The sequence below is a fragment of the Streptomyces sp. NPDC005302 genome, assembly GCF_040607345.1.
Taxonomy (GTDB): domain Bacteria; phylum Actinomycetota; class Actinomycetes; order Streptomycetales; family Streptomycetaceae; genus Streptomyces.
The window spans coordinates 198,785-211,200 of record NZ_JBEXGN010000008.1 but is presented as its reverse complement, the minus strand read 5'-3'; the positions used below and the strand labels follow the sequence as shown (position 1 = coordinate 211,200).

The following is a 12,416-nucleotide window of genomic DNA, read 5'->3' as shown; positions in this document are numbered from 1 at the left end:
CTCGCGTGAACGCCGACGCGGGCAACCGTAGGGTGGGCATCCGCATCCATTGCAACGTCCATGACAACAAGGGGAACCATGTCGCGCCGTGCTGTCGTCATCGGTGGGAGCGTGGCCGGACTGCTCGCCGCAGCCGCTCTGTCCAGATCCGTGGACGAGGTGACCGTCATCGATCGCGACGAACTCCCGGACGGGCCGCGGCCGCGCAGGCGACTCCCTCAGGCACGGCACGCCCACGTCCTCCTGCCGAGCGGACGGGACGCGGTCGAGGAACTCCTGCCCGGCGCCGACGTCCGCAAGCACCTTCTCGCCGCGGGTGCCCGCGAGGAGCCGTTCTCCGGCACGCTGGACTTCGGGCCTCGGGGCTGGTCCCGCCGTCGTCCGACGGCCGATGACGCGCTGCTCACCTGCTGCAGCCGCGACCTGTTCGACTGGACGCTCCGGGATGCCGTCGTGCGGACCACACGGGTCACGATCCGGCGCGGCGAGGCGGTGGCCCTGCTGGGGTCTTCCGGGCGCGTCACGGGTGCTCGCGTCGTGACCGACGGCGGCGAGGCGGAACTGGGTGCGGACCTGGTCGTCGACGCGAGCGGACGGGGGTCGCGCGCCGAGCAGTGGCTCGACGCGCTCGGCGTCGGAGGGATACGCACCGACGAGGTCGATGCCGGGCTGGTCTGCGCCAGCCGGGTCTTCCGTGTTCCGCCGGGTGCGCGGGCGTTCCCGCTGACGCGCGTCGGGGCGGAACCCTCGGACGGCCTGCCGGGACGTTCGGGGATGCTCGTGCCGGTCGAGGACGACCGCTGGCTGGTCACTCTCATGGGCACGCGGGGCGGTGAACCTCCCGCGGATCCGGCGGATTTCCTGTCCTTCGCCCTGGATCTGCGGGATCCGGTCATCGGGCGGCTCATCTCGCGGGCCGAGCCGCTCGGCGAGGTGTCCGTCAGCCGCCGGACCGCGAACCGGCGCCGTCGTTTCGAGAAGGCGGCCCTGCCCGAGGGACTGGTGGTGCTCGGTGACGCCGTCGCCACCTACAACCCGGTCCACTGGCAGGGCATGTCCGTGGCCGCGCTCGGGGCGCGGGCTCTCGACCGGCGGCTGCGGGCGGGCGATGTCAACGCACCGGGGTTCGCCCGCGGGGTCCAGCGTGCCGCCGCCCGGTCCGTGTCCGCGGCCTTCGCACTCGGATCGTCCCAGGACCTGTGGTTCCCCGATGTCGTCGGCCGCGCTCCCTCGCTCGCCGACGGCATCCTCCGCCGTGGTCTCGGACGGATGGAGCGCGTCGCCGCCTCTTCGCCTCCGGTGTACGAGGCCTTGCGCGCGGTCACCATGCTCGAGGACGGCCGCGGCCGTCTCCTTCAGCCGCGTCTCCTGCTCGCCACGCTGCGGGGCCCTGTGACGAAGCCGTCGGCGGAGCCGCCACTGACCCCGCAGGAGAGCGCCTTCCTCGGCGCCGTCGGCTCACCCTGCCACTGAGGGCGCGGCTTCAGAACGGGCGCACCGCGGTGGTACGCGACTGGACCGCGGCGTCGACGATGGGGGTGCGCACCGCCCTGGACAGGCTCAGCAGCGACGGCTGGGCCGTGTCCAGCGTGCGCGTCCCGGACGCGGAACGTCGTGCGACCGCGCTGACCGATACGACCACGTCGATGTCACCCACCGTGATACCCACGGTGCCCGAGCCGGCGGCACGGGCGGGGGCCCCGGCGAGCGCGGCGACCGCGACCATCGCGGCCATGCCGATGACTTCGGCGTCCGCCGCGCGGAACCCGGCGGCCAGTGCCTCCCGGTAGGCGCGGAGCCGTACCTGGTCGTCGAGTTGCCCGGCGAGCCGCTTGAGGCCGTCGCGGATGGCGGTCTCCCGTGCTGTCAGCTGGAGATCGACGTCGCCGATCGTCCGCCACGACAGCGGCGCGACGAAGCGCCTGCCGCTGGTGGGCCCGGCCAGGAGCCGGAACAGGGGGCGCAGACGGACGAAGGTGATCGCGGAGTCGATGCGTGGTCCGACGACGGGGAGGATGTAGCCCGCCGACGCGAGACACGCTCCGACGGCGACCAGCGGTGCGACGCTGGTGCTGAGGTCGTCCCACCCGCGCCCGAGCCAGTGGGCCGTCAGCGCGACGACCTTGACGACGCCGTAGGCGCTGATGAACAGCCAGCCCAGCACGAGCAGGGCCAGCGATCCACGGGTCCAGCGTCTGACCTGGCGGGTCCACCGCCAGCACAGCAGGGTCGTCGTCACGGCGGCCACCAGGTAGGCGACCAGATAGAGCACGATCATCTCGCGGACGAACGGCGTCGAGGCGTAGTAGGTGTCGAAATCCGCGCGACGCTCGACGGGCGCGCGCCCCAGCGCGAACAGGATGCCGAGGGTGGCGATCACGGCCAGGTAGCTGAACAGCCAGCCCCGGGAGGCGCGTCGGACCCGCACGGGATCGGTACCCCGCCAGTGCACGATGAGGATGAGGGACGCCGCGCTGAAGGCGGTCACCGCGCCGTACGTGAGGGGCGCCGCCACATTGGGGATCCCCGTCAGGCCGTTGACCATCGCCACGGTGGGCGGCGCGCCGAGCACGAAGCAGACTCCCGACAGGAAGATGACGGCGCAGAATGCCTGCTTGAGAGGGTCTCTCCAGTGCCGCCACAGATCGGGGAGCTGTACCGCCAGACCTGTCCAGAGGACGGCGGCCGCCAGGTAGTAGATCAGTCCGCTCACGCCCGGCCCACGGCCCCTCGTCGCGGGCCCGGTCCGCGCGTCCCGCGATCCAACACCCCTCCGGGCGCGCCCGGTTCACTGGCGCCATCGGCACGCAAACGTCCCGGACACCCCGCCGATGTGCGGAAACCAGCCACCAGCCGGTCGGTCGACGCCGCGGTCCCGTGCCGGGCCCTGTGCCGGCTCCGCCCCCTACGAATCACCGCCAACTCCTGCTCCTCGCGTCAACGGGGCATGGGGACGCCCGCCCGAGAGGCCTCCAGAAGGGTGCCTCACGCGCGAGCCTGCCGTGCCCTTTCGGCCTTCTCTCATACTTGTTCACACTAGCCACGTTGTCACCCACGCGAACGGCCGCATACGGAACTCGGTCCGGGTCGGGCACGCGAAAGGGCCTCCCGCGCGGCTCGTGGTGGATCGTCACCCGAGCGGCGGGAGGCCCTGCTTCGTTGTCGTCGCCCGTCAGGGCGCCGTGCGTCGCCTATCCGTCGCGGGAACCCCGCAGAACGCCGATGAGTCCGGCCACCGTCCGTGCCATGGCCTCCCGGCCCACGCTGAGGTACTTCCGTGAATCCACGGCCTCGGGATGCGCGGCGAGGAACTCCCGGACGGCGGCGGTCATCGCGATGTTCAGCGCGGTGCCGACGTTGACCTTGGCGATGCCGCCCTCGACGGCCGCCCGCAGTTCGTCGTCCGGCACCCCTGAGGAGCCGTGCAGGACGAGCGGGACGCCCAGCGACGCGCTCAGCCGCTTGAGCAGGCCGTGGTCGAGAGCGGCCGTGCGGGTGGTCATCGCGTGCGAGCTGCCGATGGCCACGGCGAGGGCGTCGACCCCGGAGTCGCCGACGAAGGCGCGGGCCTCGACGGGTTCGGTGCGGGCGCCGGGTGCGTGCGCGTCCCGCGGCGGCTCGCCGTTCTTGCCGCCGACCTCACCCAACTCGGCCTCGATCCACAGCCCTTGGGCATGGGCCCAGTCGGCTGCGGCGCGGGTCGCGGTGAGGTTCTCCTCGTACGGCAGGCGGGACGCGTCGTACATCACGGAGCTGAACCCGGCTCCGGGCGCCTGCCGCAGCAGGTCGTCGCTCTGCACGTGGTCGAGGTGCAACGCGACGGGGACCGTGGCGCGTTCGGCGGCGGCGGTGGCGGCGCGGGCCAGCGGGAGCAGCCGGCCGTATCGGTAGGTGACGACGTTCTCGCTGACCTGGAGGACGACGGGCGCGTCGGCCGACTCGGCTCCCGCGATGACGGCCTCGACGTGCTCCAGGGTGATGACGTTGAACGCGGCGACGGCGGTCCGCGCCGCCGCGGCCCGGGCGACCAGCTCACCGGTTGCTGCGAGGGGCACAACTTCTCCTTCTCGACGGGTGGGTGAGGGAGCGTCAGTCGCTGAGGATCACCGAGCGGGTGAGATGGCGCGGCTGGTCGGGGTCGAGGCCCTTGGCCGCGGCGACGGCCACGGCGAGGCGCTGGGCGCGGACGAGTCCGGCGAGCGGGTCGAGTCCGTCGCCGACCCACAACGCGCCGGTCTCCCGCACCTGTTCGGCGAGGCCGTCGGGTGCCTCGCCGAGCATCCAGGTGGCGGTTCCGCGGGTGGAGACGCTGATGGGGCCGTGGCGGTACTCCATCGCCGGGTAGGCCTCGGTCCAGGCGAGGGACGCCTCCCGCATCTTGAGCCCGGCCTCGTTCGCGAGGCCGACGGTCCAGCCGCGGCCGAGGAAGGTGAACTGCGCGCAGTCGACGAGCCCTTCGGGCAGCGGCGTCTCCAGCGCGGTGCGCGCGTCGGCGACGACGGCGTCCGTGTGCAGGCCGAGGTGGGCGCGGAGCAGGGTGAGCGCGGTGGTCGCGAACCGCGTCTGCACCACGGACCGCTCGTCGGCGAAGTCGAGCACAACGATGTCGTCCGCCGCTTCCATCACCGGGGTGTGCGGATCGGCGGTGACGGCGGTCGTACGGGTGTGTCCGCGCAGGCGTCCGAGAAGCTCCAGCACCTCGGTGGTCGTCCCGGAGCGGGTGAGGGCGATCACGCGGTCGTACGAACGGCCCGCCGGGTACTCCGAGGCGGCGAAGGCGTCCGTCTCGCCCTGCCCCGACCCTTCCCGCAGCGCGGCCACGGCCTGCGCCATGAAGAAGGAGGTGCCGCACCCCACGATCGCGACCCGCTCCCCCGCCGCGGGCAGCGCGGCCCCGTGTCCGGCGGCCTCTTCGGCGGCGCGGATCCAGCACTCGGGCTGGCTGCTCAGCTCGTCCTCGACATGGGTCATGCCGTACCCCTCCCACTGATGCTTGTTCCTGCAAGATATAGCGACCTTTCAAGCACAATCAAGCATTTGAAGTGAGGTGGGGTGCGCTAAGGTCGCGGAGGAACGAGCAAGGGAGAGGCGGATGTCGCGCGACGCCCGTTGGAAGGCGCTGCTGGAACTGCTGGTGGAGCGGGGACGCCTCGACGTGGAGGAGGCCGCGACCCTGCTGGAGGTGTCGGCGGCGACCATCCGGCGCGACTTCGACCAGCTCGCGGAACAGCAGATGCTGGTGCGCACCCGGGGCGGCGCCGTCGTGCACGGGGTCTCGTACGAACTCCCTCTGCGCTACAAGACCGCCCGGCATGCCTCCGAGAAGCAGCGTGTCGCCAAGGCGGTGGCCGACCTCATCGCTCCGGGCGAGGCGGTCGGGCTCACCGGCGGCACGACCACGACCGAGGTGGCCCGCGCCCTGGCGGTGCGCCCGGATCTGACATCGGGTTCCCCCGCGCTCACCGTCGTCACGAACGCCCTGAACATCGCGAACGAACTGGCCGTGCGGCCCCAGTTCAAGATCGTGGTCACCGGTGGTGTGGCCAGGCCCCAGTCCTACGAGCTCATCGGCCCGCTCGCGGACGGCGTGCTCGGGCAGATCACCCTCGATGTCGCGGTGCTCGGCGTGGTCGCGTTCGACGCGGCCCACGGTGCCGCCGCGCACGACGAGGCGGAGGCCGCGATCAACCGTCTGCTGTGCGAGCGCGCGGAGCGCGTGATCGTCGCCGCGGACTCCAGCAAGCTCGGCCGGCGCGCGTTCGCCCGCATCTGCGCGGCCGAGTCGGTGGGCACGCTCGTCACCGACGCGTCGGTGGCGCCCGCGACGGTGCGGCAGTTCGAGGAGGCGGGGGTCGAGGTCGTCACGGTCTGACAGCGGGCACCACGCCCGCGGTCGCCCGACGCCGACACCCCGCTCGGCGCCCCGTCGCCCGATCCGACGACCGCCGCCACGTACCTACTCGCCCCGTCCCACGCCCGGCGTCAGCCGATCCGAGGGCCGACGCCACTCACCTCGTCGCCCCGTCCGACGCACCGCGCCGCACGCCACCGTCAGCCGAACCGACGGCCGGCACCACGCACCTCCTCGCCCCGTCCGACGCCCCGCACCACGCCACCGTCAGCCGAACCGACGGCCGGCACCACGCACCTCCTCGCCCCACCGAGCCCCGGCACCATGCGCACCTCGTCGCCCGATCCGGCGTCCGGCAGCGGGCGTTCAACCATCCTTCGTCGGCGGCCCTCGGCACCCGTCTCCGACCGTGCCCGCCCGACCTGGCCCCGGCGGACGCTCCGGGCACCCGAGGCCCGGCCGGTCCGCACCGGGCCGGCGTGCGGAGGCGGCCTCGGCGCGATGGCCTCGGCGCCTCCGCACCAGTACTCTCCTTCCCGCGCCGCCCCCTCAGTTCGCGCGCGGTCCGGCACCGGACCGTGGACCGCCCGAGGCACGCAGGTTGCCCACCGTCTTGAGCAGCCGGTCGGCCGGGTCCCGCAGCCCGGGATGGGCGAGAACCGTGTTCCGCAGGCCCCGCACGGGCCGGCGCCACAGCCGGTGCGCCGCCGCCACCGGGTGGGGGCGATAGGCGAATCCCTCGGCCACCCGCAGCTCGCGCGTCTTGAGCCAGTCCTTGTACTCCTTGTCCCCGCGCCCCAGGTCCAGGACGCTGACACCGTTCCGGCCGGCCGCCTCGGCGGTCCGCAGGTGCATCATCAGGCCGGGCGAGTAGCGGTGGAACTCGGGGTCGTACGCCGTGAACCAGGCCGCGAGGACACTGCGGGACCTGGGTCCGAAGTGGGCGGCGACCGGCCGGTCCCCGGCGTAGAGGACGGACAGCACGCCGGTGAAGTGCTCCTCGCGGACGTCGAAGAGGTGGTCCACCAGATCCACGATCCAGGGCCGCGCGAACCGGTCCATCCGTCCGGTCCTGCGGTATTGGGCGGACTTCCAGCGCATGAGCGTGCGCAGCATCCGGGGGTCGCGCTCGTCGAAGACGAACCGCACCTCGCCCACGTCGCGGGCGAGCCGGCGCTCCTTCTTCAGCGTGGTCTTGGCCTGACCCGGGTAGGCGCTGCGCAGCCACTCCGGATAGCCGCTGTCCCCGGGCTTCAGATCGACGACCGGGGAGGCGAACGTCCCCGTGACGAACCGGCCGAACGGCTTCTGTTCCTCGACGAGATGATCGAACTCGAAGATGGACAACCCGCAGGCGCGCAGCACCTCCTGGGCGTCCCAGGTGATCCCCGGTCTGTGCACCAGGGCCTGGCAGTCGGAGAGTCCGAGGCCGATGGCTCTGCCCGCGCCGAGGATGTTGCGCTCGTAGGGCAGGAACCCGACGGGCTCCCCTCCCTCGTGCAGGACGGCGACCTGGGCCCCCTTCCGGAACCTGCCGACCCCGGTCGCGAACTCGGGCGCCAGGAAAGGATTGGCGTACTCGGGCGACTCGTCCATCGCCCGGTGCCAGGCCTCGCGCAGCGGGACGCTCAGGCCGTCGAGTCTGTGGTTCGTGATCTCCACCTCAGATCAACCGCCCTTCCGTGGGTGCTGCGAGAGACGTACCGGTCACAACACAGGCCGTTGGGGCGTGTGGATCTTCGTTGATGGATCGCATGGGCGACAGCTCCCCCCATGACGCGCTGTCCGCGTCCTGCCACTTTTCTGATGTCCGCCGTTCCGCGCCGCACCGCGACTCGCCCCCCGGTCGAGCGCCGAGATCCGAATCGACCGGCGAGGCTCAAACGTCGCGAAACAGTACGCACGCTGTCAAGGGTGCCTACCGCAACGAAACAGTCAGGACGGCGGACGGCGGCTTTCCGCAACCGGCGACCGGCACGCACGGGATCACCGCCGGACGGCCGGAGCGCCGCCCACCAGGTTCGCGAACGGCGCCCGGAGCCCTGGGTTCCGGGCGGGTGGACACCGCGTGAACGATCACCCCGAGCAGGCGGGTTAGCATATGAGCGCCACCTAGCTCGAAAGATGATTCTGTGACTGTCAACGACGACGCGTTCACCAACTGGAAGACTCGCGAAGAGATAGCGGAGTCGATGATCCCGATCATCGGCCGGCTGCACCGGGAGCAGGACGTCACGATCCTCCTGCACAGCCGTTCCCTGGTGAACAAGTCAGTGGTCAGCATTCTCAAGACCCACCGCTTCGCCCGGCAGATCGCCGGGGAGGAGCTCTCGGTCACCGACACGCTGCCGTTCCTGCGCACGCTCAGCACGCTCGACCTCGGCCCCTCGCAGATCGACCTCGGAATGCTCGCGGCGACCTACCGGGCCGACGACCGCGGCCTGTCCGTCGAGGAGTTCACCGCCGAAGCGGTCTCCGGCGCCACGGGCGACAACAAGATCGAGCGCCGCGAGGGCCGCGACGTCGTCCTCTACGGCTTCGGCCGGATCGGCCGCCTCCTCGCCCGCCTGCTGATCGAGAAGACCGGCTCCGGCAACGGCTTGCGGCTGCGCGCCGTCGTCGTGCGCCGCGGCGGCGCCCAGGACATCGTCAAGCGCGCCTCGCTGCTGCGCCGCGACTCCATCCACGGCCAGTTCCAGGGCACGATCACCGTGGACGAGGCGAACAGCACGATCATCGCCAACGGCAACGAGATCAAGGTCATCTACGCCGACGACCCGTCGCAGGTCGACTACACGGCCTACGGCATCCGCGACGCCATCCTCATCGACAACACCGGCAAGTGGCGCGACCGCGAGGGCCTCTCGAACCACCTGCGCCCCGGTATCGACAAGGTCGTGCTGACCGCGCCGGGCAAGGGCGACGTCCCGAACATCGTGCACGGCGTCAACCACGACATGATCAAGCCGGACGAGCGGATCCTGTCCTGCGCCTCCTGCACGACCAACGCGATCGTGCCGCCGCTGAAGGCGATGGCGGACGAGTACGGCGTCCTGCGCGGCCACGTGGAGACGGTCCACTCGTTCACCAACGACCAGAACCTGCTGGACAATTACCACAGTTCGGACCGCAGGGGCCGCTCCGCGCCGCTCAACATGGTCATCACGGAGACCGGCGCCGCCTCCGCGGTCGCCAAGGCGCTGCCCGACCTCGACGCACCGATCACCGGCAGCTCGATCCGCGTGCCGGTGCCGGACGTGTCGATCGCGATCCTGAGCCTGCGCCTGGGCCGTGAGACGACCCGCGAGGAGGTCCTCGACCACCTGCGCGACGTCTCGCTGACCTCGCCGCTCAAGCGCCAGATCGACTTCACCAGCGCGCCCGACGCGGTGTCCAGCGACTTCATCGGCTCGCGGCACGCCTCGATCGTCGACGCGGGCGCCACCAAGGTGGACGGCGACAACGCGATCCTCTACCTCTGGTACGACAACGAGTTCGGCTACTCCTGCCAGGTCATCCGCGTGGTGCAGCACGTGTCCGGGGTGGAGTACCCGACGTACCCGGCTCCGGCGGCCTGACCCCGCCGGCGGGACCGCGGTTCGCCGTCCGGGCAGACGGGACGGCGAACCGCGGACTTCCGGAGCGGACACGGCCCGGACCGCCTTCCGGCTCACACCGGACCGCCTTCCGGCTCACGCTCGTTCACCTTCCGACTCACACCGCGCGGCCTTCCGACTCGCGCTCGTTCACCTTCCGGCTCACACCGTGCGGCTCGTTCACCTTCCGGCTCGCACAGGGCCGCCTTCCGACTCGCGCAAGTCCGCCATCCGGCTCGCGCACGCCCGCTTCCGGCCCGTACAGGTCCGCCCGGAACGGGATGCGCGGGCCGCGGCACGCGGTGCCGATCCGCTCGACGCCCCCCTTCTTCCCTTGCCCTGAGCGGGGCACCGGCCTAACGTGAGTTTGTGCCGCTAATAAACAAAACCCGTCCGCACAGTGTCGTGCCGGATCCCACCCTCACCAGCCTCCGCATCGCGATCACCACGTTCTTCGCCCTGGACGGATTCGTCTTCGCCGGGTGGGTCGTCCGCATCCCGGCCGTGAAGGAGCAGACCGGCGCCTCGGCCAGCGCGCTCGGTCTCGCCCTGCTCGGCGTCTCAGCCGGGGCCGTCGTGACCATGGTCTTCACCGGGCAGCTCTGCCGGCGCTACGGCAGCCGCCCCGTCACGCTCGCCTGCGCCGTCCTGCTCTGCCTCAGCGTCGTCCTGCCGCCGCTGACCCACTCCGCAGCCGCGCTGGCCGCGGTGCTCCTGGTGTTCGGCATGGCCTACGGCGGGATCAACGTCGCCATGAACAGCGCGGCCGTCGATCTCGTGGCCGCGCTGCGGCGCCCGGTGATGCCCAGCTTCCATGCGGCGTTCAGCATGGGCGGCATGGTCGGGGCGGGACTCGGCGGGCTCGTCGCCGCCCATCTGTCACCGACGCGCCACCTGCTGGCCCTCGCCCTCATCGGCCTGCTCGTGATCGCCCTCGCGGGGCCCGCCCTCCTGCGGCACGACATGCCCATACCCCCCGACCGCCCCCGGAGCGACGACAGAGCGGTGCCCCGGCGCCTCGAGGGCCGCACCCGCGGCCTGGTCGTCGTCTTCGGCCTGATCGCCCTGTGCACGGCGTACGGCGAGGGGGCTCTCGCCGACTGGGGCGCGCTCCACCTGGAGCAGGACCTGAAGGCCCACCCGGGCATCGCCGCGGCCGGCTACTCCTGCTTCGCCCTCGCCATGACGATCGGCCGGCTCAGCGGGACGACCCTGCTCGAACGACTCGGCCGCACCCGCACGCTCGTGACGGGCGGCACGACGGCCGCGCTCGGCATGCTGCTCGGCGCACTCGCCCCGTCGGTCTGGGTGGCGCTGATCGGCTTCGCCGTCACCGGACTGGGTCTCGCCAACATCTTCCCCGTCGCGATCGAACGGGCCGGCGCCCTCGCGGGAGCGAGCGGCATCGCCGTCGCCTCCACCCTCGGCTACGGGGGCATGCTGCTCGGGCCGCCCGCGATCGGGTTCATGGCCGACTGGTACTCGTTGCCGACGGCCCTGACGAGCGTCGCCGTGCTCGCCGCCGTGGCCGCGCTGATCGGTTTCGCGACGCGCCGGGCCGCCGTGGCGTGAGGGGCCCGCCGTGGTGCGAGCGGCCCGCCGCCGCAGCACGCCGTCGCATGCCACCGCGCACTCCCTGGACCACCGTCCATCGGGCACACTCGCCGCATGAAGACTGCGGAGCATGTGGAAACCCTGGACCGGGAGGGCCGGTTGCTGCTCGCCGCCGCCGAGGCGGCGGGCGTCGACGCCAAGGTCGCGACCTGCCCCGAGTGGCAGATCAGGGATCTGGTGCGGCACACCGGCATGGTCCACCGCTGGGCCACCGCGTTCGTCGCCGAGGGCCACACCTCGTACCACCCCGACGGTGGCCTCCCCGACCTGGACGGCGACGATCTCCTGGCCTGGTTCCGCGAGGGGCACGGCCGGCTCGTGAAGACGCTCGCCGACGCCTCGCCGGACCTGGAGTGCTGGAGCTTCCTCCCCGCACCCTCCGGGCTCGCCTTCTGGGCCCGCCGTCAGGCGCACGAGACGACCGTGCACCGGATCGACGCCGCGTCGGCACGCGAAGGTGAACCGGATCCGGTCGCACCGGAGTTCGCGGTGGACGGCATCGACGAGTTGTTGCGCGGCTTCCACGGGCGCCCGAAGAGCAGGGTGCGCAGCGAGGAACCGCGGGTGCTGCGGGTGACGGCGACCGATGTGCCGACGGCCGTGTGGACCGTACGGCTGTCGGATCAGGCACCGGTCAGCGACCGTGCCGCGTCCACGGCGGACGCACCGCCCGCCGACTGCGAACTGGCGGGACCGGCCGCCCTCCTCTACCTCGCGCTGTGGAACCGCGCGCCGTTCCCGAGCGTGACCGGTGACGCCTCACTCGCGGCCCTCTGGCGGGAGAAGTCCGGGATCACCTGGAGCTGACGGCGCCGGTACGGGACAGGGCATCCGGCGACGGCTCCGGTCCGGCAGGCCGGCTCCGGGCGAGCGGCACCGACACGGCATCAGGGGCGGACGGGTCAGCGGATCCGCGGGTCAGTCGCAGGGACCCGCCGGGCCGGCCGCCAGCATGCGGGTGAGGACGGCGCGCTGCAACGGCAGCACCTCGCCGTGGAGTCGGCGTCCTCGGGCGGTCAGGCAGACCCGGACGCCCCGCCGGTCCTCCGCACACATCCCCCGCGTCACCAGGCCGTCCTTCTCCAGACGTCCGATCAGGCGCGACAGCGCGCTCTGGCTCAGGTGGACCCGCTCGGAGATCTCCTGGACGCGGTAGGAGGAACCGCCGTCCGCCGCGGCGCACCCGGCCAGTACGTCGAGCACCTCGAAGTCGCTGGCACCCAGGCCGTGCCGGTGCAGTTCGCGGTCGAGTTCGCACACCGTGCGGGCATGCACCGCGAGGATGTCGCGCCACTGGTCCACGAGCCCTTGCTCGGCATTCGTCCCCGCCATGGCCGCACCGTAGCAAACGATCC

Annotated in this window: 10 protein-coding genes; 5 read left to right on the top strand and 5 right to left on the bottom strand. The window is 72.1% G+C overall.

The features are described 5' to 3' along the window. The first annotated feature begins 78 nt into the window (after positions 1-78). A complete protein-coding gene (locus ABZT74_RS14935; RefSeq protein ID WP_356435145.1) occupies positions 79-1,473 on the top strand; it encodes a pyridine nucleotide-disulfide oxidoreductase in 1,395 nt (464 codons plus the stop codon). Between the two features lie 10 nt (positions 1,474-1,483). Here ABZT74_RS14935 and ABZT74_RS14930 read toward each other — a convergent pair whose 3' ends face one another. The 3 genes from ABZT74_RS14930 to ABZT74_RS14920 all read right to left on the bottom strand — a co-directional run bounded on the left by ABZT74_RS14930 (position 1,484) and on the right by ABZT74_RS14920 (position 4,971). Beyond that, entirely contained in the window at positions 1,484-2,713 is a 1,230-nt protein-coding gene (locus ABZT74_RS14930) for an MAB_1171c family putative transporter (protein WP_356435143.1), read from the bottom strand. Between the two features lie 478 nt (positions 2,714-3,191). Continuing rightward, positions 3,192-4,055 (bottom strand): class II fructose-bisphosphate aldolase, encoded by an 864-nt coding sequence (locus tag ABZT74_RS14925; protein ID WP_355872951.1) that lies wholly within the window; start codon positions 4,053-4,055, stop codon positions 3,192-3,194. A gap of 34 nt (positions 4,056-4,089) precedes the next feature. Beyond that, complete coding sequence (locus tag ABZT74_RS14920; RefSeq protein WP_356435139.1) at positions 4,090-4,971, bottom strand: sugar isomerase; 882 nt, start codon at positions 4,969-4,971, stop codon at positions 4,090-4,092. Between the two features lie 121 nt (positions 4,972-5,092). On the opposite strand from ABZT74_RS14920, the gene ABZT74_RS14915 reads away from it, so the two are divergent. Next, on the top strand, positions 5,093-5,872 hold the full coding sequence (locus ABZT74_RS14915) for a DeoR/GlpR family DNA-binding transcription regulator (RefSeq protein WP_356435136.1): 780 nt from the start codon (positions 5,093-5,095) through the stop codon (positions 5,870-5,872). Positions 5,873-6,400: 528 nt separating this feature from the next. On the opposite strand, the gene ABZT74_RS14910 is transcribed toward ABZT74_RS14915, so the two are convergent. After that, on the bottom strand, positions 6,401-7,513 hold the full coding sequence (locus ABZT74_RS14910; protein WP_355872958.1) for a GNAT family N-acetyltransferase: 1,113 nt from the start codon (positions 7,511-7,513) through the stop codon (positions 6,401-6,403). Positions 7,514-7,983: 470 nt separating this feature from the next. On the opposite strand from ABZT74_RS14910, the gene ABZT74_RS14905 reads away from it, so the two are divergent. From ABZT74_RS14905 to ABZT74_RS14895, 3 genes are all read left to right on the top strand, one after another. Then, entirely contained in the window at positions 7,984-9,429 is a 1,446-nt protein-coding gene (locus ABZT74_RS14905) for a glyceraldehyde-3-phosphate dehydrogenase (protein WP_355872960.1), read from the top strand. Positions 9,430-9,852: 423 nt separating this feature from the next. Beyond that, positions 9,853-11,019 carry an MFS transporter gene (locus ABZT74_RS14900; protein WP_356435134.1) on the top strand — a complete coding sequence of 389 codons (1,167 nt, stop codon included), beginning with the start codon at positions 9,853-9,855 and terminating at the stop codon, positions 11,017-11,019. 96 nt (positions 11,020-11,115) lie between these two features. Beyond that, on the top strand, positions 11,116-11,868 hold the full coding sequence (locus ABZT74_RS14895; RefSeq protein ID WP_356435132.1) for a maleylpyruvate isomerase family mycothiol-dependent enzyme: 753 nt from the start codon (positions 11,116-11,118) through the stop codon (positions 11,866-11,868). A gap of 111 nt (positions 11,869-11,979) precedes the next feature. On the opposite strand, the gene ABZT74_RS14890 is transcribed toward ABZT74_RS14895, so the two are convergent. Beyond that, the gene (locus tag ABZT74_RS14890) at positions 11,980-12,393 is read right to left on the bottom strand and encodes a MarR family transcriptional regulator (protein WP_356174834.1); all 414 of its coding nucleotides are present in this window, start codon (positions 12,391-12,393) and stop codon (positions 11,980-11,982) included. Positions 12,394-12,416: the final 23 nt, after the last annotated feature.